This is a genomic window from Nocardia jinanensis (assembly GCF_014645735.1).
GTDB classification, from domain to species: Bacteria; Actinomycetota; Actinomycetes; order Mycobacteriales; family Mycobacteriaceae; genus Nocardia; species Nocardia jinanensis.
In genome coordinates this window covers 326614-348031 of sequence record NZ_BMMH01000005.1, presented here as the reverse complement: position 1 = coordinate 348031, position 21418 = coordinate 326614, and the positions used below count along the sequence as shown (strand labels likewise).

Genomic DNA, 21418 nt, shown 5'->3' with positions numbered 1-21418 from the left:
AGACCGTCCTGGTGACCGGCGCGGGCAAAGGCCTCGGCCGTGCGATCGGCGCGGCCTACGCGGCGGAAGGCGCGAACGTCGCCTTCCATTACAACGCGTCGGCCCACGGCGCCGAGGAAGCTGCAAAGGAAGCCGCGGCACTGGGAGTGCGCGCGATCGCGGTCGGCGCCGACCTGGCCGACGGGGCTGCTGTGAATGCCGCGGTCGAGGCGGTCAAATCCGAACTCGGGCCGATCGACATCCTCGTCAACAACTCCGCCGTAACTCAGAGCAAGCCGTTCCTGGAGACCACGGAGGAGGATTGGGCTCCGCAGATCGAGATCACCGTTGCCGGCACGCTGCGTGTCACCCAAGCCGTCGCCCGGCAAATGGTCGACTGCAATGTCGAGGGCTCGATCATCAACCTGATGGGCGACTCCGGCCGCGTGGGCGAATCCCGTCTCCTCGTCACCGCGACCACCCGCGCTACCACGGTGGGATTGACCAAATCGCTGGCGAAGGAACTCGCACGCCACAAGATCCGCGCGAACGCCGTCTCGATCGCACTCGTGCAGACCGGGAGCCTCGACGCCCATACCGGCAACGCCGACGACGCGAAGATGAAGCGCATTCTCGCGGCGTATCCGCTGCGCCGCTTCGGAACGCCCGACGATGTCACCCCCACGATCCTGCTGCTGTCCTCGCCGAGGTCGTCCTGGACCACCGGCCAGATCGTGTCCGTCAATGGTGGGTATTCGATGCCATGACGATCGAGCACGCTGCTGAACCCGTTGCCGGTGCCGTGGGCAGGTCCGTTCGCCGTAAGGAAGACGCGCGACTGATCACCGGTCACGGCCGTTACGTTTCCGATCTCGACCTGCCGCGGATGCGGCATATCGCCTTCCTGCGCAGTCCCTACGGTCACGCCACCATCACGAAGGTCGACCTTGCCGCGGCGGAGGCCCTGGCGGGGGTTCACGGCGTGTTCGCGGGCGCGCTGCCCGCGTTCCGGTCCATCGCACTACGCGCGCAGTCAGCGCTCACCAGTTACGTCGAGACGGCGCAGCCGATCCTGGCGTGGCAGAAGGTCCGCTTCGCGGGTGAGGCGGTGGCAGCGGTCGTCGCGGAAAGCCGCTACCTCGCAGAGGACGCGATCGAACGGATCGATATCGACTACGATCAGTTGCCCGCCACGGTGATCGCGTGGCAGCCGCCGGAGGTCCCGGTTCACGAAGAGGCGCCCGACAACGTCCTGCTGGAACGAAAGTTCGACGCCGGAGATGTCGAGGAGGCCTTCGCGAGGTCGCATGTCGTCGTCGAACGGGAACTCACCACGAATCGGCACGCCGGAAATCCGATGGAATGCCGGGCGGGAGTCGCGTTGTGGGATCCGGTCGACGACAAACTCACCCTGTGGTCGGGTACGCAGATTCCGCATCTGGTACGGAATATGCTCGCCGAGTTGCTCGGTCTGGCGGAGTCCAACGTCCGGGTCATCGCTCCCGATGTGGGCGGCGGTTTCGGCACCAAAGCTGTGCTGTACCCGGAGGATCTCGCGTTGTGCGTGATGGCACGCGAGATGAGGGGATACCCACTCAAGTGGGTGGAAGACCGAGCCGAGCATCTACAAGCCGCCGCCCACGCCCGCGATCACCGGTACCTCGTCAAGGCCGGGTTCGCGAAGGACGGCACGTTGCTCGCCCTGGACGCGGACATCACCTGCAATGTCGGCGCCTACTCGGTGTATCCGTGGACCGCGGGTATCGAACCCCTCATGGCCGGTGGCCTGCTGTCCGGACCCTACCGGCTCGACAACTACCGGTGTGTTACCCGCGGTGTCACCACGAATACCGCCTACGCGGGCCCGTACCGCGGAGTGGCCCGGCCCGCGACCGTGTTCGCGATGGAATCGGTGCTGACCGCCGCCGCTGCCGAGTTGGGGATGACCGCTCTCGAGATCCGACGGAAGAACCTCGTGACTCCGGAAGAGATCCCGTACCGTATGCCCAGTCGGCTCGTCGACGACTCCGGCTGGTACGGCGCATGTCTGGACAAATGCGTCGAGGCGATCGGCTACGACGAATTCCTCGCAGAACAACAGCGTAGACGGCAAACGGGTGAGAACCCGATCGGTATCGGTTTCGCCTGCTACAACGAACTCACCGGACTCGGGCGGGCCGCCGCGGCCGGCCCGCGGATGCCTTTCCGCACCGGCCACGACGCGTGCACTGTGCGTGTCGATCCCGACGGCAAGGTGACAGTGCTCAGTGGAGTCACTACCCAGGGACAGGGGTCGGAGACGACCATCGCCCAGATCGTCGCCGACGCGGTGGGCGTGCCCTACGAGGATGTCAACGTGCGCATCGGCGATACCAACGAATCCCTGTGGGGATTCGGGGCCTTTTCCTCGCGGCAGGCCGTCATCGGCGGCGGTGCCGCACACCGGACCGGGGAAGCGGTGAAAGCGAAGGTGCTCGAACTCGCCGCCGCGCTGCACGGAGTGGACGCCGGAGACCTCGACTGCAGAGGCGGCGAGGTCTGGGGTCCGGATGACACGAAACCGCTGGCCACGCTGGCAGAGCTGGCCCGGATCGCCTATCTGGAATCCAATCGGCTCCCGGAAGGAATCGAACCCGGCCTGCAGGCGACCCGATTCTTCGATCCGATCCGCGGTGCCTTCGCCGCGGGAGCCCAGGCGGCCACGATCGAGATAGATCGCAGGACGGGTGACCTGAGAATCCTCAAATGGGTCTGCACCGAGGATGCGGGCCGCGTCATCAACCCCATGGTCGTGGAGGGGCAGATAGTCGGGTCCATCGCGCAGGGTATCGGTGGGGCCCTGTACGAACACCTGGTCTATGACGACGCCGGCAACCTGTCGACCGGAACGCTGATGGATTACCTGATGCCGACCAGTCACGAGGTGCCGGAGATGATCATCGAGCACATCTCCGTCCCGGCCGACAATCCACTCGGGGTGCGCGGAGTCGGCGAGGGCGGCACGCTCGGCCCCAACGCCGTGCTCGCCGCCGCGGTACACAACGCGGTCGCTATCGAGATCCACCATCTGCCGATCACACCGGCCACCTTGTGGGAGGCGATGCGATGATCACCGTCACCGAGCACGGAGACGTCGCGGAGATCACCCTCGATCGTCACGAAAAGCGTAACGCCCTGGACCTCGCACACCTGACCCAGCTCACGGCCTCGGTCGGCAAATGCGTGTCGGCGGGGAGCCGGGCGCTGGTCATCACCGGAGCAGGCAGCACGTTCAGCGCTGGTGCGGACTTGGGCGGGGTCTACGGTGACGGGTTCCGCGCCGCCCTCTACACCGCGTTGGGCGCGATCACCTCGGCGCCGATTCCAGTGCTCGCCGCGGTCAACGGGCCCGCGATAGGAGCGGGTACGCAACTGGCCATCGCCTGCGATCTGCGCATCGTCGCACCTACCGCGAAGTTCGCGGTCCCGACGGCCCGCAACGGCCTCGCCGTCGACCCGTGGACGATCCGCCGTCTCGCGGCGTTGGCCGGGGGAGCGACCACGCGTGCGCTGCTGCTCGCCGCCGATACCCTCGACGCACCCGCCGCCCTCACCCGGGGGCTGGCGGACAGAATCGGCTCCACCGACGACGCGCGGGCACTCGCGCGGGAGATCGCGTCCTATGCGCCGCTTTCGCTGAAATACTCCAAGCACGCTGTGCAGGCGCTGACCGAACCCGGTACCTGGGAGACCCGCCTCGACGAGGAATTCGAGCAATGCTGGGCGAGCGCGGACTTCACCGAGAGCCAACTCGCGCGGGCGGAGAACCGTATGCCGAAATTCGTGGGAAAGTGAGGGCGCGCCCATGAAGGCTGCACCGTTCGACTACAGCCGGCCCTCGAGTATCGCCGAGGCGGTGAAAACCCTGGAATCCGCCGACGGTGAGGGCAAGGTCCTGGCCGGGGGACAGAGCCTCGTCCCGGTGCTGGCGATGCGCCTCGGACGTCCGGCGATTCTGATCGACATCAACCGAGTGCCCGGACTCGACACGATCGAGACCATCGATGACTCCACCGTGCGGGTGGGCGCGCTCGTCCGGCACTCGATGCTGGTCGAGCAGGTACATCTCCCATTGCTGTCGGAGGCGGCGAAGTGGATCGGCCACAGCGCCATCCGGACGCGCGGAACCACCGGCGGCAGTATCGCCCACGCCGATCCCTCCGCGGAGTTACCGGTGGTGGCCACCGCGTTGGGTGCGCTCGTCCACGTCCAGGGCCCTGAAGGTATCCGCGCACTATCGGTGAACGATCTCTTCGTCGGCCCTCTCGAGACCTCCCTGGACGATAACGAGATCGTCATCGCTGTCGACTTCCCGGTTCCGGAGCGGTACGGGTTCGCCGAATTCTCCCGCCGGCACGGTGATTTCGGCCTCGTAACGGTCGCGGTGGCAGAGGTGGGCGGGGTCCTTCGGATAGCCATCGGGGGTGTCGGCACGATCCCGATCCGTCCCGTCGCGGCCGAGTCGATCCTTGCGGATGGGCCGATGACCGACGAGAGGATCGCCGAATCCGCGCGCGCTGCCGCGAACGAGATCACTGCGGCTTCCGATCTGCACGCCTCGGCCGAGTATCGGATTGCGATGGTCGAGGAGTTCACACTGCGCGCGCTGACCCAGTCGATAGGAAACAAGGTAGGAGCGCATTGATGCGTATCGAATTGACGGTCAACGGGGAAAGAGTCGCGATCGACATCGAGCCCCGCAAGACCCTTGCCGATGCCCTCCGCGAAGATCTCGGGCTGACCGGTACCCATCTCGGATGCGAGCACGGGGTCTGCGGTGCGTGCACCGTCCTGGTCGACGGCGGCCCCGTGCGGGCCTGCCTGATGTTCGCCGTACAAGCCGATGGATCGTCGGTGACCACAGTCGAAGGCATGGCCGCCGACGACGGCACTCTGCACCCCTTGCAGCGGGCCTTCTGCGACCGGCACGGGCTCCAGTGTGGGTTCTGCACCCCGGGGATGCTCATGTCGGCGCTCGATCTTCTGCACCGGGAAGTCGAGCCCACCCGGGAGCGGATCCGAGAAGAAATGTCGGGCAATATCTGCCGGTGCACCGGATATATCGGAATCGTCGACGCTGTCGAGGAGGCAGCCGCGGAGATGAACCGCACGGGCCGGGAGCCCTTTCGGGAAGGCACGGCCGCCGAGCGGGAAGGCTCGGCGCAGGGGAGCAGATCCGGAACGCAGGCCGAAGTCGCTGCGGGTCCAGAGCCCTCTTCGCCCGCATAACGAGGACAACGCGGGTATGCCGCCGGTCTACTACCGCAGCGCCGAGATCCCGATCATCGCTTCGTGAGTCGCCGGCTCAGATGAACCCAGCGGTCGACCGGGGGCGATAGGGCGTAACAAGAGCCGCGCGCTCGGCTTCGGTGAGTTCGATATCGATCGCGGTCAGGGCGTCGTCGAGGTGCGCGGATTTCGTCGCTCCGATGATGGGAGCAGTGACCGTCGGACCGGCGGCCACCCAGGCGAGCGCCACCTGAGCACGGCTGAGTCCGCGGTTCTCGGCGATCGCTCCGACGGCGTCGACGATCGGCCGGTCGTTCTCGCCGTACAGAGTTTTGCCGAATTCGTCGGTGTCTGCTCGGGCGCTGGATTCGTTCCACTCACGCGCGAGGCGTCCGCGGGCCAGCGGGCTCCACGGGATCACTCCGATGCCCTGATCCGCGCAGAGTGGCAGCATTTCCCGTTCCTCTTCGCGGTAGAGCAGGTTGTAGTGGTTCTGCATGGAGATGAAGCGCGTCCAGCCGTGATTCTCGGCGGTGAAGAGGGCCTTGGCGAACTGCCATGCGTACATCGAGGAGGCGCCGAGGTAGCGGACCTTTCCGGCCTTGACCACATCGTGCAGCGCTTCCAAGGTCTCTTCGATCGGGGTGCCGTAGTCCCACCGGTGGATCTGGTACAGGTCGATGTAGTCGGTGCCGAGTCGTCGCAGGCTCGCATCCACCTCGGTGAAGATGGCCTTGCGCGACAGTCCGCGACTATTGGGGCCCGGACGCATCCCTATGTACAGCTTGGTGGCGATCACGACGTCCTCGCGCTGTGCGAATTCGCGCAAGGCGCGGCCGACGATCCCCTCGCTCGTCCCGGCCGAGTAGGCATTGGCGGTGTCGAAGAAGTTGATCCCGGCCTCCACTGCCCGACGGAGGAGCGGGCGGGCGTCATCCTCGCCGAGCGTCCATGAGTGTCCACCCGCCCCGGGGGTTCCGTAACTCATACAGCCGAGTGCCAAGCGGGACACGTCGAGGCCGCTGTTGCCCAGTTTCACGTACTTCATGTTCATCGCCTACCTTTCATTATAAGTAAACTAGGTTATATTTCAGGAATCGACGTCCGAACACAGGGAGATTCGATGGCGCGACGAGTGGTGGTGACCGGCGGCAGCGGCAAGCTCGGCCGGGCGGTCGTGGCGGACCTGCGCGCACACGGGTGGAAACCGGTCGTCGTGGACAAGGTAACGCACCCCGACCGCGACGTTCCGTCGGTGGTCGCCGACCTGCGCGACCTCGGCCAGGCGACGGAGGTGTTGACCACTGTCGACAGCAGGTTCCGCCGAATCGACGCGCTCGTGCATCTGGCGGCGATCCCCGGGCCGGGTCTGGCCACCAACTCGGCGACATTCGAGAACAATCTCATGATCACCTACAACCTGTTCACGGCGGCGGTCCGCGCCGGCGTGGGCACGGTTGTATGGGCGTCGAGCGAGACGCTGCTCGGAATCCCTTTCAAGACCCCGCCGCCCTATCTGCCCGTCGACGAGAACTACCCGGCTCGCCCGGAATCGTCGTATTCGCTGGCCAAGCACCTCGAAGAGACGATGGCCGTGGAGATCGCCCGCTGGAATCCGGGCCTGTCGCTCACCGCGTTGCGGTTCTCGAATGTGCTCGACGACGCCGACTACGGACGCTTCGCCGAGCATCAGGCCGACGCGACGCTCCGGCGCTGGAACCTGTGGGCCTATATCGACACCCGCGACGGTGCCCAGGCGGTGCGAAAAGCGCTCGAACGGGCGATCGTGGGTTACGAGGTATTCGTCATCGCGAACGCGGACACCGTGATGGACCGACCGACCGCCGAGCTCGTCGCCGAGCAGTTCCCCGAAATTCCCATCACCCGCGAGCTCATCGGCCACGAGACACTACTTTGTATCGACAAGGCGCGCCGCGAGCTCGGCTACGAGCCGCAGTTCGGCTGGCGGTGATTCCGCTCACCTCTCCTCGTCGGACCTCTTGTGATTCGTTCGAGCTGTCCGGCGGCCGCTGGGTCCGGTGGATGCTCACCGAAATGATCCGTCGGCTGCGTACCGGATGGATGAATGTGATATCTCCCGGAGTGGCCGGGTTAACCTCATGAACTAGTATAACTAGTTGATATAAGTGCCGGACGGCTCGAACGAGAGACCCCCGGTTGGTACGAGAGGGCGAATTCATGAGTAGCGGCGTCGAATCGGTTGAGTCACTGTCGGCGACGACCCATCGGCCGCATCCCGCGCGGTCCAGGCTCGAGCTGTATCCCGTGACCGGGGAGACCCGGGCCCGCTATGCCGATATGGACCCGAATGCGCATCTGAACAATCTGGCGCTGGAGTCGTTGCACGAAGACGCGCGAGCCACCCTGACTGCGCGGGTTTTCCCCGGCGTGCACGACCCGGGTGCGCGACAACTGCGGTTGATCACATCGCAAAACGTCGTCCACTTCCTCGCCGAAGCGCATTGGCCCGCGGTGATAGAGACCGGTGTGGGCGTTGGTCGCATCGGCCGGACCTCGTTCGTGGCCTCTTCGGCGCTCTTTCGTGACGGAGTATGTGTCAGTGTCTGCGATACCGTGCTCGTCGCGGTGGGTGACGAAGGACCTACGCCGATAGTGGGCTTTGCGCGAGAGATGCTCCGAGAACTGCAGCTACGCCCATCCGGGCGAGACGAATGGACGAGGTGAATGGACCGAATACCTGAGGTCGCCTGTGCAGACGATCTCCGCGTCGGTGACTCGTATCAGTTGGGTGTGCACCCGGTCTCCGAGGAGGAGCTGATCGGATTTGCCCGGCAATGGGATCCCCAACTGTTCCATACCGATCATGTGGTGGCAGGCGAAGGCTATTTCGGCGGTGTGATCGGGAGCGGTATCCACACGATCGCGATATGTCAGCGATTGGTCGTCCTCAGCGTTTATTCCCGATGGAACATGATTGCCGGGCGTCAGTTTCGAGAGGTGAAGTTCTTGTCTCCGTTGCGTCCGAACGATGTGCTCACCGGTTCATTGACTATCGAGGGGATCGAACTGGACAATCGATCGCGCGGACTCGTGACTGCCGCCGCGGAGCTTGTGACAAGCGAGGGGGTGAGGGTTCTGACCATGGTCACCGAGATGTACCTACGAGCTCGGACATCCGCAGCTGTGATCGATAGCCGCCCTGTTCTCTGACGACGCGGGCGCCACCTTGTGGCAGTGCTGGTTCTGTCAACTCACTTCGATACAGAACCCAGCCGTCAAGATGTCGCGGGGCGCGGTGCCAGTGACGGCGCCAGCAGGTGGCGTAGCACTCCTTCTTCGCCGCCGTCTTCGATGTCCGGGGGTTCGGCCATGAGACTGAAATTGACGCGGGTTACCCAGCGCGCCAAAGTTTCTGCTGGTAGGTCGTCGCGCAAATCGCCGGCGGCTGCGGCGACCGCGAGCCTCTCGCCCAGCGCGTACCCGAGAGTCGAGCGCCAGATCTCGGACGCCTCCGCCACCTGATAGGTGTGTGTCGCCTCGTCGTTGGTGATCAGCAGACGGGCTGTCGGGGATCGGCGGGCCGCCTCGTTGCCGACGAGGCAAGCGTTGACGAGCCGATCGAGGAACGGCTCATCGGTGTGCCAGCAGTGCTCGGCTGCTGCGAGCACTCCAGCGAGGGCTCGCACGAACGCCGCGGCGAGCACGGCGTCCTTGTTCGGGAAGTAGTAATACACCGTCGAGCGGTGCACGCCGGCCTTGTGGGCGATGTCGCCCATTTTGGTGCGGCTCGGTCCGCGTTCGGCGTAACAGGCTTCGGCGGCGGCGAGTAGTCGCTCTCGGGCCTCTTCTTCGTTCAACGGCAGATCGGCACCCCAGGCGCCACGTTGATTGCGTTCCGGCCGAGCCAATTCGCCTCCATCCAGCTCGAGGTTGACAAACATCACACAGTCACCTTAAGTGTATCGGGTCCGACAGATTGCAAATTATGTCGGACACATGTTAAAGGAGGCGCCTTGATGCCCGCACGGACCGAACTTGTAGCAGGCGGCCCCCTTCCGCCGTCGAACGCCGCATGGCTGGTAGAGATCGGCGGGTGGATCGCCTTCGCCGGTGTGGCAGCGTTCTTGCTCTACCGTTGGCGCAAGAATGGGCAGCCCGACACCGCGGCACTGCTCTTCATCGGGTGCTTCACCATGTGGTGGCAGGAGTTCTACGCCGACTGGGGTGCCTACCTGTACTACAACCCTGATCTCGCACTGTTGCCATGGGGGTCTTCCCCGTACACCACCCCGAACAAACCGGTCTATGTGCTGGCCGGGTACGGCTGGTTCTACGCGGGCGGGTTCGCGGCGGTATCGGCTCTGTTCCGTTGGTTCCGCCGCCGTTACTCGACGGTGAACTACACCGTGGCCCTGCTGATAACCGTGTTCATTCCATTCATGTTGTGGAACTTCGTCACCGCCGACGGCGTGTCCTATGTGACGAACTGGTTCCAATACCTGGAGTCGATCGGGCCGACCATCCATACCGAGAAGGGCGGCCTGCAGCTGATCTATCAGGGTATTCCGCTGTCTCTCTTTGCTGTCGCCGTGGTCGTGAGCCTCGACCGCCGCGATGTAACCGGGCGCCCGTGGTTCGAAAGAGTGCTCGGCGTCAAACCTGCTATCGCCGGATGGGGGCAGCGCATGCATCAGATCATTGCCTGGATCTTGGGCATGAACGTTCTGTACGCGGTGTTCCTGACGCTGCCTCTGGTGATCGCCCGCATCCTGTTCTTCCCCGATAACCCGTGGGTGCCCAACCCATGAGCCGTGAAGTCGCTATCTCGCACTGGCTCTCCGACCGCATCGGTGCGCGGAAGAAACCGTGACCATGCTCTCCAGGGCAGCGAGAGCGCCGGCGTGAACCGGGTGCTGCGTTCGAAGAACGTGCCGGCCGCGCAGCGCTGCAGCCCGAGGAGCAAGCCGGGAAATGGGTTGTCAGGTGCTGATTCCGTGGGTGAGGACGGTGGCGAGTTCGCGGTAGGCCGCGGCGTCGTCGAGACCCGTGCCGGTGCGGACGCCGCCCTGCTGGATGCGGACCATCATGGTGGCGGCCAGGTCGGCGGCGAATGCGGCGTGGACGCCGCGGAATTCGCCGGCGGCGACACCTTCGTCGATGAGTTCCTGGACGCGGCGGGCGGCGATGCGGGTGTTTCGTTCGTAGACCGCGCGCGCCGGAGTGAAGTGGTCGAGGTCGGTCATGAACTGATCCGAGGCCGCGGCCAGCGCTTCGCCGACCGCGGTGAGGTAGGTGGTGATGCGTTCGCGCGGCCCTTTGCCGGTGGCGACTTCGGCTTCCACGGTATCTGTCGCGCGTTTGAAGAAGTGCACGGTGGCTGCGGTGACCAGCTGTTCCTTGCTGCCGGCCAGGGTGTAGAGGGTGGATTTGGAGCATTTGAGCCGGGCGGCGATGGCATCGAGGGTGAGATGTGCGAAGCCCTCGGCGAGGAACAGTGCGACGAGTGCGTCGAAGAGTTCGGTACGGCGGGTGGTCGCGAAGGCCGTGCGCTGTTCCATGCAGGCGATAGTACTGCGGAGCGCCTTGCAGTACTGATCCGTGGACAGTACTCTGAAGCGCATCCGAGTACTGTGCTGCGTACCACCGCGAGGAGATTTCTGTGGCCGTCGATCGACTCCTGCCCACCGACGAGGCCCGGGATCTCATCCAGCTGACCCGCGATGTGGCCGACAAGGTGCTGGCGCCGATCGTCGACGACCACGAAAAAGCGGAGACCTACCCGGAGGGTGTATTCGCCACGCTGGGGGAGGCGGGCCTGCTGAGCCTGCCGTATCCCGAGGAGTGGGGTGGCGGTGGTCAGCCCTACGAGGTCTACCTACAGGTGCTCGAAGAGATCGCCGCGCGCTGGGCCGCGGTGGCCGTGGCGGTGAGTGTGCACAGCCTGTCCTGCCACCCGCTGATGGCGTTCGGAACCGAGGAGCAGCAGCGTCGGTGGCTGCCGGAGATGCTGGGCGGCGCCACGATCGGCGCCTACAGTCTGTCCGAACCGCAGGCCGGTTCGGACGCCGGGGCGCTCGCCTGTAAGGCCACCGCGGTCGATGGTGGATACCGGGTCAGTGGTTCGAAGGCATGGATCACCCACGGTGGTATCGCCGACTTCTATAACCTGTTCGCGCGCACGGGGGAGGGATCCAAGGGGATCTCGTGCTTCCTGGTGCCGCGCGACACCGCGGGGCTGAGCTTCGGTAAGCCGGAGGAAAAGATGGGCCTGCATGCCGTACCCACCACCTCCGCGCACTACGACGACGCCTTCGTACCGGACGAACGCCGGATCGGAGCGGAGGGGCAGGGCTTGCAGATCGCGTTCAGCGCCTTGGATTCCGGCCGGTTGGGGATCGCCGCGGTCGCCGTCGGGCTTGCGCAGGCCGCGCTCGACGCGGCGGTGGCGTACGCGCAGGAGCGGACGGCATTCGGTCGCAAGATCATCGACCATCAGGGGCTGGGTTTCCTGCTGGCCGATATGGCCGCCGCTGTGGATTCGGCCCGCGCCACCTATCTGGATGCCGCGCGGCGCCGAGATGCGGGGTTGCCGTACTCCCGCAACGCGTCGGTGGCCAAACTCGTCGCCACCGATGCCGCGATGAAGGTCACCACCGATGCCGTGCAGGTACTCGGTGGTTACGGCTACACGCGCGATTTCCGGGTCGAACGCTATATGCGGGAAGCCAAGATCACGCAGATTTTCGAGGGCACCAACCAGATCCAGCGCCTGGTCATCAGCCGCCACCTCGCCGGCTGACCGGACCGCCGCTTCCGCAGAGTTTCGAGAGGTCGATATGCCCACTTCCGTGATAATCGCCGGTGCCCGCACTCCGATCGGCCGCCTGCAAGGTGCGTTGGCCGGATTCACCGCAGCGGAGCTCGGTGCCGTCGCCATCGGCGGCGCCCTCGACAGAGCGGGCGTCGCCCGGGACCGGGTCCAGTACACGATCATGGGTCAGGTGCTGACCGCCGGGTCGGGTCAGATGCCTGCCCGGCAGGCCGCGGTGAAAGCCGGTATCCCGATGTCGGTACCGGCCCTGAACATCAACAAGGTGTGTCTGTCCGGCGTCGAGGCGATCATCCTGGCCGACCAGTTCATCCGTTCCGGTGCCTTCGAGGTGATCGTCGCCGGTGGTATGGAGTCGATGAGCCGGGCACCGCACCTGCTGCCCGGTTCCCGCACCGGCTACAAATACGGTGAGGTCACCCTGCTCGACCATATGGCCTACGACGGACTGCACGACGCCTTCACCGATCAGCCCATGGGGCTGCTGACCGAGGCGGGCAACGACCGCGACACCATCGCCCGCGAAGACCAGGACGCCTTCGCCGCGCGCTCACATCAGCTGGCCGCCAAGGCTTGGGACAGCGGGGTTTTCGATGGGGAGGTGATCCCGGTCGAGATCCCGGCCCGCAAGGGTCCGAGTACCCGGCTGACCCGGGACGAGGGCATCCGCCCGGACACCACCGGCGAGACTCTGTCCCGGCTGCCCGGTGCGTTCCGTAACGGTGGCACCATCACCGCGGGCAATGCCTCGACTATCAACGACGGTGCGTGCGCGCTGGTGGTGACCAGCAAGGAGTACGCGCAGGCGCACGGGCTGAGCTGGATTGCCGAGATCGGTGCGCACGGTATGGTCGCCGGCCCGGATTCGGGCTTGCAGTGGCAGCCGTCGAACGCGATCACCGCAGCCTGTGCCGCGCAGGGTATCGCCCCGGCCGAGCTGGATCTGGTCGAGATCAACGAGGCGTTCGCCGCAGTCGGTATCGCCTCCACTCGTGCCCTGGGTATCGAAGCCGATCGGGTGAACGTCAACGGTGGTGCTATCGCGCTCGGCCACCCGATCGGTATGTCCGGCGCCCGGATCACGCTGCATCTGGCTCTGGAACTCGGACGCCGTGGCGGCGGTGTCGGTGCTGCCGCGCTGTGTGGCGGGGGCGGCCAAGGTGACGCCCTGATTCTGCGCGTTCCGGCAAGTTCCAGCGTGGCTTGACGCGTTCCGTTCGCAGGCCGCAGGGGACATCCAAGGGTCTGCGGCCGGCCGTCAGGGTGTCGACGCGTTCGTGGCGAAACGCAGGCCCGACAGCGGGTCGGCCTGCGTTTCGTCCGGCGGCGCGTCGTTCCGCTCGATCAGGCCGGATTCCTGTCGGCGACGGAGAAGTTCAGCACCGGCCCGGGAAATGCCTGGGGGTCGGCGAGGATCGCAGAGATTCGAGAGCCGATCTCGGTGTCGGTCAGCCAGTCCGGCCCGGCCACCTCTCGGGTGCTGAGACCGTTGACCATGGCCGCGATCGTGAGCTGGCGCACCGCGACCGGTGCGTCGCGGTGCTCCTTGTGCCACGCCCGGACGAAGTTGCGCTGAGCGGCCTGTGACATAGCGACCGGTGCCATGCCCGGGAAGATCGCGTCCGCCATCCCGCCACCGACGGTCAGGTATGTCGCCCCGCTGGGGAGCTGGGGGAGTAGCACCCGGGCGGCATTCACGTGGGGGCGCAGCAGCCGGTCGAATGTCTCCGACACCGCGTCCCAACCGCAGTCGCGGACGGGTGTGGGTGACCACGGTCCGCTCACGGTCACCACGACGGCGTGGATGGATTCCAGGTCGACAGCATCGGCCAGTGCGGCCGTAGTCTTCTCGCTGGCGAGGTCACCGACCACAGTGGACAGGCGTTCGTCCTTGTACTCTGCGGCGAGGTCGGCGAGTTTCTCTGCCGTCCGGCCGACGGCGACGGTTTCCCATCCCCGCGCGAGACAGGCCGTCAGGACGCCCCGCCCCACATCGCCGGTTGCTCCGATCACCAGGACCTTCATTCCGAACGCCTCCTCTTGCGGCCACTTAATAGATTACTCATTCTAATAGTACAATTAATGCGATATTAGACCCGGACGTGGGTGCGACGCGGGGAGTCGTGTCGTCGCGTCCGATTCGAGAGATGCGGTGGCACGGGCCGCCGCCTGGAGTAGCCGGCGGGCGACCGCGTGGTAGAGGAAGAGGATATGGAAATCTATCGAGGAATCGACGACCTCGAGGCGGCAGTAGGTCGCGAACTGGGACCGACACCCTGGTTCACCATGGGGCAGAAGCGGATAGATGGGTTCGCCGATGACACCGAAGATCATCAGTGGATCCATGTGGATACCGAACGGGCTGCGGCCGGCCCGCACGGGGGCACCCTCGCGCACGGTTTCCTGACGCTCTCGCTGGTGCCGTACTTCTTGAATCAGCTGCGGCGTATCGAAGGCGTTCGGATGGGCGTCAACTACGGGCTCGACAAGGTTCGCTTCCCGGCGCCGGTCATCGGCGGAAGCCGGATCCGGGCGCGCAGCACCTTGATCGAGTGCGCGAGGATCGGCGAGGACGGTGTCGAGCTGAAGACCCGCACCGTCATCGAGGCCGAAGGGCAGTCCAAGCCGTCCTGTGTAGCCGAATTGATCGCTCGATACTATTTCTGATCTCTGGAGCGTCGCGGTTCGGGCATCGAGTCTCGATCCCGAATCACGACGGGCTCGTGCGACCCGGCTCGGCCGCATAGTGCGAAATGCCTCGTGGAGATCGGACCGGCGCGCCCGGAACGCCGACCTCGCCGACGCAAGCGTGCCGCCGGCAAGCGATGACAGTGTGCGTATCACTGCCGCAGCCCTGGCTGCCGTTCTACCGCTTGAACGTCTACCAGGTGCTCAATTGACGTTATCGTCGTAGTCATCCGCGTGTGAGTTCCCAGCTTCAGAAGCTGAGAGCTAGCCTCGACTCGTTAACTTGACGTTTCTGTCAACTAAGCCTACGGTGGAGTAGTAGCACCACCGGCACAGTTCGCCGTTCCGAGAGGGAGACCCGTGACTCAGTTCACCGACGCACCGATCTTCGATGCCGACCAGCACATGTACGAAACCCCGGATGCCCTGACGAAGTACCTCCCCGAGAAGTACAAGTCGGCCGTGCATTTCGTGCAGCTGGGCCGGCAGACCCGCATTTCCATCCTCGGCAAGATTCGCGACTACATCCCGAATCCGACCTTCGACAAGGTCGCCGCCCCCGGCGCGTGGGAAGCGTTCTTCGCCGCCGAGAACCACGAGGGCAAAACCCTGACCGAGATGGCCAGGGAGCGTGTGATGGACGCGATCCCGTCCTTCCGCGCCCCGGAGCCCCGGATCGATTCGCTCAACGCACAGGGTGTGCAGGAGGCGCTGATCTACCCGACGCTGGCCAACCTCGTCGAGCACTCGGCGAGCGAGGATCCGGAATTGTGCAGTGCCATGATCCACGCACTCAACCGGTGGATGGTTGAGACCTGGGGCTTCACCCATGAGAATCGCCTGTTCATGACTCCTGTCATCAACCTGGGTCTGGTCGACGAAGGACTGCGTGAACTGGAGTACGTGCTGGAGAACGGGGCCAAGGCCATCCTGATCAAGCCGGCTCCGGTGCGGAACTGGAAGGGCTGGCGCAGCCCGGCGCTGCCGGAGTTCGACCCGTTCTGGCGTGAGGTCGAAGCGGCCAACCTGCCGGTTGTGCTGCACGCGAGCCAGCCGCCCCTGGACGATTACATCAATATGTGGGAGCCGCCGAACTCGCAGGTGTTCACCGAGATGAGCGCCTTCCGCTGGATCGCGCTGGGACACCGCGAGATCACCGATATGATCACCAGCCTGATCACTCACGGTACCTTCACGCGGTTCCCGAAACTGCGTGTCGCCAGTATCGAGAACGGCTCCGCGTGGCTGCAGCCGCTGTTCCACGATTACCAGGACTTCTACAAGAAGATGCCGCAGGCGTTCCCGGAACACCCGATCGATGTGTTCCGCCGCAATATCTGGGTCAGTCCGTTCTGGGAGGGTTCGGTTGCCGACGTCGTCGAGACCGTCGGCTGGGACCGGGTGATGTTCGGTTCCGACTTCCCCCACCCCGAGGGCCTCGAAGAACCGAAAGGTTTCTTCCGGTACGCCGAAGGAATGGACGAGAAGCGCACCTACGACTTCATGGGTGACAACGCCCGGCGCTTCCTGGGTCTGCCGGTGCGCAATCCCGCCGAACTCGCTGTCGCGTAGGGGTTTCGGCGTCTGCTGTGGGCAATGAACGATCAGTGGGATGTGTATCGGGTTGCTCCACTCGGCCGGCGTTCGTTCCGCGATCCGGCCGAGCAGTTTCTCCCCGAGCTGGTCGAGGGGTGGCCTCGACCAGCTGGGTGACCGTCTCGGGTTCGCCGATATCGCCCTGATACAGGACCGTCCTGCGCCGGTGCTCGCTGACCAGTTGTGCTGTCTGCCCGATGGCGGCCTGATCGTGGCATCGGTGGCGCCGTCGGCACTTGCCATGGCTATCGCCTCATCGGGCAGCGTGGCAGTTCCCGGCGCCGCTTACGTCAGCACCTGACGACGGCGTCCGTTCGGCCCGTGCTCATGACCCGGCCGCGGTTCCGATTCTTCTCGGTGGCGCGTATTCGCTGCCGGCCGCGTTCCATTTCGTCCGTCGGAGTCTGCGGCACCCTGTCAGTTGGTGTGGAGCGGTTCGCGGATCGAGGCAGGTCGTGCGACTGTGATGTTGTCACGCAGGGCTATTAATAGCTAAATTATTAATTGACTTGGTGGGCAATGTGGGATAGCGTGTCGCGTATCACACCGCCTTCTGCTCGTCTCGGCTCGAGATTCCGGTGGCGCATTCGTCCCTGAGGTGTGAACAGCTGCATCCCGGCGCTGTGATGCCGGTGAGATCGAGAGGTTTGGATGGCGTCGTACGACTACATCGTGGTAGGCGGAGGCAGTTCCGGTTGCGCCCTGGCCGCGGAGTTGAGCAAGGACCCGCATGTGCGTGTTCTCCTGCTGGAGGCGGGCAAGCGAGACAGCAATCCGGTCTTCCACATTCCCAAGGGCTTCGCCTTCACCATCGAGAACCCGAAGCACTCGTTCGTCTACCGCACGGAACCGTTCGGACCGCTCGGCCAGACGGAGCTGTGGTCCCGGGGCCGGGTGCTCGGTGGGTCCAGTGCCATCAACGGAATGGTCTACAACCGCGGAGCTCGCCCGGACTGGGATTCCATTGTGGAGCGCGGAAATCCGGGTTGGGGTTGGGACGATATCCTGCCCGTCTATCGGGAGATCGAGGACCATGAACTAGGTGAGTCCGAGCTCCGCGGGGCGGGGGGACCACTGCACATCAGTGTGCAGCAGGGCGGCGATCCGGTCGACGAAGCGATGCTCGAAGCGGCCGGGAACATCGGCCTGAAGCGTGTGGACGATCTGAACGGCTCCGATGAGGAACGTGCCGGATACGCACCGGCGAATATCAAGAACGGTGTGCGGCAGAGCGCCGGCAAGGTGTTCATCAAGCCGGCCGAGAAGCGCGGTAACCTCACCGTGCGAACCGGCGCGACCGTGACGAAGATCGTTATCGAAGGTGACCGTGCGGTGGGGGTCCTCGTCGCCACCGGCAAGGGCTTCGAGCAGGTCCGTGTGGACAAGGAAGTGATCTTGTCGCTCGGCAACCTCGAGACTCCGAAACTGCTCGAACTGTCGGGTATCGGCGGCGCGGATATCCTCCGATCCGCGGGTATCGAGGTCGTGCTGGATCGGCCCACCGTCGGGGAGCGCATGATCGAGCATCGCTACATCACCCTGCAGCTCCGGCTCAACGATCCCGCCCTCGGTTACAACAGGCGGTTGAGCAGTCCGATCGGTCAGGCGGTCGCCGGAGCGAAGTACCTGGTTTCGCGCAAAGGCCCGATCGCTTCGCCGGCCTACGATCTCGTCGGGTTCATGAAGACCGATCCCAGTGAGCCGCGCGTCGACGCGGAGATTCTCATGACTCCGTTCACCCAGGGAATCAAGCCGCTCGACGTGAGCCTGGAAGAGCGGCCCGGCGCCTCGATCATCGGTAACCCGTTGCGCCCCACTACAACCGGCAGTGTGCACGTCGTGTCCGACGACCCGTTCGCGCACCCTCGAATCGTTCCCAACTACGATTTCGACGAGTCGGACCGCCGGAAGTATGTCGCGCTGTTCCGGCGCATGCGGGATATCGCCGCGCAGCACCCCTTCGCCGACATGATCGCCGGTGAGACCTCGCCCGGCTGGGCGGTTCAGGACGACGACTCGGTGATCGCGCACGCCCTGCTGAACGGCGGTACCAGTTTCCACGCGTACGGAGCCTGCGCGATGGGTCCGGACGACGAGGCGGTCGCCGATTCGAAGCTGCGGGTCCGCGGTATCGATGGCCTTCGGATCATGGACGCCTCGGTCCTTCCGGTGATGGTGGCGGGCAACCTGAACGCACCGCTGATGGCCATGGCGACCCTGGCTGCCCGAATGATTCTGGAAGACGCGTGAGCCGCCGCCTGCCCGGCCGGTGTGAACGCGCTCTACAACCGTTGCAAGAAGAAAGGGATTGGTAGTGGAATCGATTCTGCAAGGCGTCAAAGTGGTGGAGCTCGCCGCGTGGACGTTCGTGCCCTCGGCCGGTGCGGTCCTGGCGGACTGGGGTGCCGATGTCATCAAGGTCGAGCATCCCGAGACCGGGGATCCCCAGCGTGCGCTGATCAGCTCCGGTGTGGTGGCCGGCGCCGGCGGTGTCAACCATTTCATCGAGCAGCCGAATCGCGGTAAGCGCAGTATCGGTCTCGACGTTGCCAATCCGCAGGGCCGGGAGATCCTGTACAAGCTGATCGAGCAGGCCGACGTATTCTCGACGAATCTGCTCCCGGATTCGCAGCGGCGGCTCGGTATCGACGTCGAATCGATCCGCGCACGCAATCCGAAGATCATCTTCGCCCGCGGGCACGGCTACGGACCGAAAGGGCCGCAGGCCGAACGCGGCGGTTTCGACCTTGCCGCCTACTGGGCACGGGGTGGTATCGGCGACGCGCTGGCGGCCGAGGACGGATCGTATCCTTCGCCGCAGCGGCCGGCCTTCGGTGACCTGTTCGGCGGTTTCGCGATCGCGTCGGGGATCGTCGGCGCGCTGTTCAAGCGCGAGCGCACCGGCGTGCCCAGCATTGTCGACGTCTCGCTGCTGGCCACCGCGATCTGGCAACTCGCGCCGGATATCGTCGGGGCGGGCGTAACCGGGCAGAACATCCCGAAGTTCGACCTGGCGGAGATGCCCAACCCGGTGGCGAATATCTATCGGACCCAGGACAACCGCTTCCTCGCATTGGTGCTGCTGCAGGCCGATCGGTTCTGGTCGGATCTGTGCGAACGGATCGAGCGGGTCGATATGGTCGAGGACGAGCGGTTCGCCGACGCCAAGGTGCGTTTCGTCAACCGGAAGGAATGTATCGCCGAACTGCGGCGTACGTTCGAGTCGAAGCCGTTGGCGCACTGGGTGCAGCGGCTGGAGAGCTTCGAGGGCGTCTGGGACGTGTTCCAGTCGGCACTCGAATTGCACGACGACCCGCAGGTCGAACTGAACGGTTACCTGCCGAAGACCACCGATGCCAACGGCAACACCTTCGCGCTGGCGGCCAACCCCGTGCAGTTCGACGAGCAGTCGCCGCCGCTGCGGTGCGCACCCGGACACGGCGAGCACACCGACGAGATTCTGCAGGAGCTCGGCCTCGACTGGGATCGGATCGTCGAGCTCAAAGTCGATTCGGCAGTGCTGTAGAGCGACGCCGCGAGCTTGCCACGTCGATCGTGGCCCACGCCGTACAAATCAATAGCCGTTCGAACAACCGCAAGCGCCGGTAGCTGCCCGGCGACGCCGAAGTGGCGTCGCCGGGCGTTATCGCCGGCGCCGACCGATGACAGGAAGTATGTGCAATGCCGTTGCAGCCGTGGATGAAACTGATCTCTGTCGACGACCACCTGATCGAACACCCCAGGGTGTGGCAGGACCGGTTGCCGGCCGCGTTGAAAGAGACCGGCCCCCGGATCGTGGAGCAGTCACTGGGAGAGGGGCGCCCACCCGCGCAGGTGTGGGTGTACGAGAACCGGATCTATCCCTACATCGGTCTCAATGCTGTGGCGGGAAAGAAGCCGGAGGAATACGGACTGGACCCCGTACGCTACGACGATATGATCCCCGGGTGCTACGACCCGAAGGCTCGGCTGGCGGATATGGATATCGACGGCGTCGAGGCCATGATGTGCTTCCCGTCTTTCCCGCGGTTCTGCGGCACCGTGTTCCTCGAGGCCGAGGACAAGGATCTGGCACTGCTGTGTGTGCAGGCATATAACGATTTCGTACTCGACGAGTGGTGCGCGGCGGGACCGGGCCGCCTGATACCGATCGTGCTACTGCCTTTGTGGGATGTTACGGAGGCGGTCAAGGAAATTCATCGGACCGCGGGTAAAGGTGCGAAGGGAATTTCGTTCCCGGATCTTCCGCATGCGCTGGGGTTGCCGTCGGTGCACTCGGACTATTGGGATCCGGTGTTCTCGGCCGCGGAGGAGACCGGAATGCCGTTGTGCCAGCACTTCGGCAGCGGCGGCGCGACTTCGATCCCGCAGATCGCCCCGGACGCGCCGTTCGCGGTGATGACGAACCTGATGGGCACGAACAGCATGCACGCCACCACCGACTGGGTGTTCTCCGGCGCGCTGCACAAGCATCCGAATCTGAAGATCGGCCTGTCCGAGGGCGGGATCGGCTGGATTCCGTACATCATCGAGCGGGCGGACTACGTGTGGCGCAAGCACCGCTTCTACCAGAACATCAACCAGGATGTGAAGCCGTCGGAGATCTTCGCCAAGCATTTCCACGGTTGCTTCATCGAGGACGATTTCGGTCTCTCCAACCGTGAGCGCGTCGGCATCGATCGCATCACCTGGGAGTGCGACTACCCGCATTCGGATTCGTTCTGGCCCGCCAGCCGTAAACGCGCGGAAGAGGCGTTCCAGGACGTGCCGGACGAAGAGGTGCACAAGATCGTCGAACTGAACGCGCGACGACTCTACAACCTGCCGGTCGCCGATCCGGTGCCTGCGGGACAGTCGAGCTGAGGCCGCTGTGAGCGAGGGCAAACAGATCGCGGCGGACGACTGGACCGATACCGACCTGCTGACACGAGCAGAAGCAGCGGAGCGACTCGACGACGAGATCGCCACGGCCACAGAACAACTGGCTGCCTTGCAGGCATCCGGTGGTTCCGAGGCGGCGGTGGACCTCGTGTCGAGGCGGCTGGCAGCGATGAAGGCCGCCAGGTCCGATCTGGT

22 protein-coding genes are annotated in these 21418 nt (G+C 64.9%); 18 read left to right on the top strand and 4 right to left on the bottom strand.

From position 1 onward, the window contains the following. The first annotated feature begins 11 nt into the window (after nt 1-11). The 5 genes from IEY68_RS14955 to IEY68_RS14935 are packed head-to-tail and all read left to right on the top strand — an operon-like array spanning nt 12 to nt 5247. Nucleotides 12-746: an SDR family NAD(P)-dependent oxidoreductase gene (locus tag IEY68_RS14955; protein ID WP_229718792.1), complete on the top strand. Its 735-nt coding sequence runs from the start codon at nt 12-14 to the stop codon at nt 744-746. Further along, the gene (locus tag IEY68_RS14950) at nt 743-3088 is read left to right on the top strand and encodes a xanthine dehydrogenase family protein molybdopterin-binding subunit (protein ID WP_062997481.1); all 2346 of its coding nucleotides are present in this window, start codon (nt 743-745) and stop codon (nt 3086-3088) included. The genes IEY68_RS14955 and IEY68_RS14950 overlap by 4 nt, the downstream gene beginning before the upstream one ends. Continuing rightward, nucleotides 3085-3813 (top strand): enoyl-CoA hydratase, encoded by a 729-nt coding sequence (locus IEY68_RS14945; RefSeq protein ID WP_062998008.1) that lies wholly within the window; start codon nt 3085-3087, stop codon nt 3811-3813. The genes IEY68_RS14950 and IEY68_RS14945 overlap by 4 nt, the downstream gene beginning before the upstream one ends. 10 nt (nt 3814-3823) lie before the next feature. Next, on the top strand, nt 3824-4663 hold the full coding sequence (locus IEY68_RS14940) for an FAD binding domain-containing protein (protein ID WP_062997483.1): 840 nt from the start codon (nt 3824-3826) through the stop codon (nt 4661-4663). Beyond that, on the top strand, nt 4663-5247 hold the full coding sequence (locus tag IEY68_RS14935) for a (2Fe-2S)-binding protein (protein WP_189094291.1): 585 nt from the start codon (nt 4663-4665) through the stop codon (nt 5245-5247). The genes IEY68_RS14940 and IEY68_RS14935 overlap by 1 nt, the downstream gene beginning before the upstream one ends. Nucleotides 5248-5323: 76 nt before the next feature. Here IEY68_RS14935 and IEY68_RS14930 read toward each other — a convergent pair whose 3' ends face one another. Further along, nucleotides 5324-6301 (bottom strand): aldo/keto reductase, encoded by a 978-nt coding sequence (locus IEY68_RS14930; protein ID WP_308434968.1) that lies wholly within the window; start codon nt 6299-6301, stop codon nt 5324-5326. A 69-nt stretch (nt 6302-6370) separates the two neighbouring features. On the opposite strand from IEY68_RS14930, the gene IEY68_RS14925 reads away from it, so the two are divergent. The 3 genes from IEY68_RS14925 to IEY68_RS14915 all read left to right on the top strand — a co-directional run bounded on the left by IEY68_RS14925 (nt 6371) and on the right by IEY68_RS14915 (nt 8439). After that, entirely contained in the window at nt 6371-7219 is an 849-nt protein-coding gene (locus IEY68_RS14925; protein ID WP_062997485.1) for an NAD-dependent epimerase/dehydratase family protein, read from the top strand. A gap of 227 nt (nt 7220-7446) precedes the next feature. Next, entirely contained in the window at nt 7447-7953 is a 507-nt protein-coding gene (locus tag IEY68_RS14920) for an acyl-CoA thioesterase (RefSeq protein ID WP_062998011.1), read from the top strand. Then, nucleotides 7954-8439, top strand: coding sequence for a MaoC/PaaZ C-terminal domain-containing protein (locus IEY68_RS14915; RefSeq protein ID WP_062997487.1), 486 nt, complete (start codon nt 7954-7956; stop codon nt 8437-8439). Nucleotides 8440-8504: 65 nt separating this feature from the next. Here IEY68_RS14915 and IEY68_RS14910 read toward each other — a convergent pair whose 3' ends face one another. Continuing rightward, nucleotides 8505-9170 carry a TetR/AcrR family transcriptional regulator gene (locus tag IEY68_RS14910; protein WP_062997489.1) on the bottom strand — a complete coding sequence of 222 codons (666 nt, stop codon included), beginning with the start codon at nt 9168-9170 and terminating at the stop codon, nt 8505-8507. A gap of 75 nt (nt 9171-9245) precedes the next feature. Between IEY68_RS14910 and IEY68_RS14905 the strand changes: the two genes are divergently transcribed. Beyond that, nucleotides 9246-10037, top strand: a complete 792-nt coding sequence (locus IEY68_RS14905) for a spirocyclase AveC family protein (RefSeq protein WP_229718791.1) — start codon at nt 9246-9248, stop codon at nt 10035-10037. Nucleotides 10038-10208: 171 nt separating this feature from the next. On the opposite strand, the gene IEY68_RS14900 is transcribed toward IEY68_RS14905, so the two are convergent. Continuing rightward, nucleotides 10209-10787 carry a TetR/AcrR family transcriptional regulator gene (locus tag IEY68_RS14900; protein ID WP_062997491.1) on the bottom strand — a complete coding sequence of 193 codons (579 nt, stop codon included), beginning with the start codon at nt 10785-10787 and terminating at the stop codon, nt 10209-10211. A 101-nt stretch (nt 10788-10888) separates the two neighbouring features. On the opposite strand from IEY68_RS14900, the gene IEY68_RS14895 reads away from it, so the two are divergent. Then, nucleotides 10889-12028: an acyl-CoA dehydrogenase family protein gene (locus IEY68_RS14895; RefSeq protein ID WP_062997493.1), complete on the top strand. Its 1140-nt coding sequence runs from the start codon at nt 10889-10891 to the stop codon at nt 12026-12028. Between the two features lie 37 nt (nt 12029-12065). Beyond that, nucleotides 12066-13265, top strand: a complete 1200-nt coding sequence (locus IEY68_RS14890; RefSeq protein WP_062997495.1) for an acetyl-CoA C-acetyltransferase — start codon at nt 12066-12068, stop codon at nt 13263-13265. Between the two features lie 137 nt (nt 13266-13402). On the opposite strand, the gene IEY68_RS14885 is transcribed toward IEY68_RS14890, so the two are convergent. After that, on the bottom strand, nt 13403-14083 hold the full coding sequence (locus IEY68_RS14885) for an SDR family NAD(P)-dependent oxidoreductase (protein WP_062997496.1): 681 nt from the start codon (nt 14081-14083) through the stop codon (nt 13403-13405). 186 nt (nt 14084-14269) lie between these two features. Here IEY68_RS14885 and IEY68_RS14880 point away from each other — a divergent pair, with 186 nt between their 5' ends. From IEY68_RS14880 to IEY68_RS14850, 7 genes are all read left to right on the top strand, one after another. Continuing rightward, complete coding sequence (locus tag IEY68_RS14880) at nt 14270-14725, top strand: MaoC family dehydratase (RefSeq protein ID WP_062997498.1); 456 nt, start codon at nt 14270-14272, stop codon at nt 14723-14725. Between the two features lie 381 nt (nt 14726-15106). Then, nucleotides 15107-16318, top strand: coding sequence for an amidohydrolase family protein (locus tag IEY68_RS14875; RefSeq protein WP_062997499.1), 1212 nt, complete (start codon nt 15107-15109; stop codon nt 16316-16318). A 40-nt stretch (nt 16319-16358) separates the two neighbouring features. After that, nucleotides 16359-16643, top strand: coding sequence for a hypothetical protein (locus tag IEY68_RS14870; protein WP_062997501.1), 285 nt, complete (start codon nt 16359-16361; stop codon nt 16641-16643). A gap of 350 nt (nt 16644-16993) precedes the next feature. Continuing rightward, nucleotides 16994-18592 carry a GMC family oxidoreductase gene (locus IEY68_RS14865; RefSeq protein WP_062997503.1) on the top strand — a complete coding sequence of 533 codons (1599 nt, stop codon included), beginning with the start codon at nt 16994-16996 and terminating at the stop codon, nt 18590-18592. 64 nt (nt 18593-18656) lie between these two features. Continuing rightward, nucleotides 18657-19868: a CaiB/BaiF CoA transferase family protein gene (locus IEY68_RS14860; protein WP_189094290.1), complete on the top strand. Its 1212-nt coding sequence runs from the start codon at nt 18657-18659 to the stop codon at nt 19866-19868. 155 nt (nt 19869-20023) lie between these two features. Beyond that, on the top strand, nt 20024-21205 hold the full coding sequence (locus IEY68_RS14855) for an amidohydrolase family protein (protein WP_189094289.1): 1182 nt from the start codon (nt 20024-20026) through the stop codon (nt 21203-21205). Between the two features lie 7 nt (nt 21206-21212). Further along, nucleotides 21213-21418, top strand: a 206-nt coding sequence (locus tag IEY68_RS14850; RefSeq protein ID WP_189094288.1) for a hypothetical protein, incomplete at its 3' end; no start/stop codon positions are given.

What these genes read in the sequence shown, in the direction of transcription:
- IEY68_RS14950 (WP_062997481.1), top strand. Translation starts at nt 743, where the DNA reads ATGACGATCGAGCACGCTGCTGAACCCGTTGCCGGTGCCGTGGGCAGG.
- IEY68_RS14945 (WP_062998008.1), top strand. Translation starts at nt 3,085, where the DNA reads ATGATCACCGTCACCGAGCACGGAGACGTCGCGGAGATCACCCTCGAT.
- IEY68_RS14940 (WP_062997483.1), top strand. Translation starts at nt 3,824, where the DNA reads ATGAAGGCTGCACCGTTCGACTACAGCCGGCCCTCGAGTATCGCCGAG.
- IEY68_RS14935 (WP_189094291.1), top strand. Translation starts at nt 4,663, where the DNA reads ATGCGTATCGAATTGACGGTCAACGGGGAAAGAGTCGCGATCGACATC.
- IEY68_RS14930 (WP_308434968.1), bottom strand. Translation starts at nt 6,301, where the DNA reads ATGAACATGAAGTACGTGAAACTGGGCAACAGCGGCCTCGACGTGTCC.
- IEY68_RS14925 (WP_062997485.1), top strand. Translation starts at nt 6,371, where the DNA reads ATGGCGCGACGAGTGGTGGTGACCGGCGGCAGCGGCAAGCTCGGCCGG.
- IEY68_RS14920 (WP_062998011.1), top strand. Translation starts at nt 7,447, where the DNA reads ATGAGTAGCGGCGTCGAATCGGTTGAGTCACTGTCGGCGACGACCCAT.
- IEY68_RS14915 (WP_062997487.1), top strand. Translation starts at nt 7,954, where the DNA reads ATGGACCGAATACCTGAGGTCGCCTGTGCAGACGATCTCCGCGTCGGT.
- IEY68_RS14910 (WP_062997489.1), bottom strand. Translation starts at nt 9,170, where the DNA reads ATGTTTGTCAACCTCGAGCTGGATGGAGGCGAATTGGCTCGGCCGGAA.
- IEY68_RS14905 (WP_229718791.1), top strand. Translation starts at nt 9,246, where the DNA reads ATGCCCGCACGGACCGAACTTGTAGCAGGCGGCCCCCTTCCGCCGTCG.
- IEY68_RS14900 (WP_062997491.1), bottom strand. Translation starts at nt 10,787, where the DNA reads ATGGAACAGCGCACGGCCTTCGCGACCACCCGCCGTACCGAACTCTTC.
- IEY68_RS14890 (WP_062997495.1), top strand. Translation starts at nt 12,066, where the DNA reads ATGCCCACTTCCGTGATAATCGCCGGTGCCCGCACTCCGATCGGCCGC.
- IEY68_RS14885 (WP_062997496.1), bottom strand. Translation starts at nt 14,083, where the DNA reads ATGAAGGTCCTGGTGATCGGAGCAACCGGCGATGTGGGGCGGGGCGTC.
- IEY68_RS14880 (WP_062997498.1), top strand. Translation starts at nt 14,270, where the DNA reads ATGGAAATCTATCGAGGAATCGACGACCTCGAGGCGGCAGTAGGTCGC.
- IEY68_RS14870 (WP_062997501.1), top strand. Translation starts at nt 16,359, where the DNA reads ATGTGTATCGGGTTGCTCCACTCGGCCGGCGTTCGTTCCGCGATCCGG.
- IEY68_RS14865 (WP_062997503.1), top strand. Translation starts at nt 16,994, where the DNA reads ATGGCGTCGTACGACTACATCGTGGTAGGCGGAGGCAGTTCCGGTTGC.
- IEY68_RS14855 (WP_189094289.1), top strand. Translation starts at nt 20,024, where the DNA reads ATGCCGTTGCAGCCGTGGATGAAACTGATCTCTGTCGACGACCACCTG.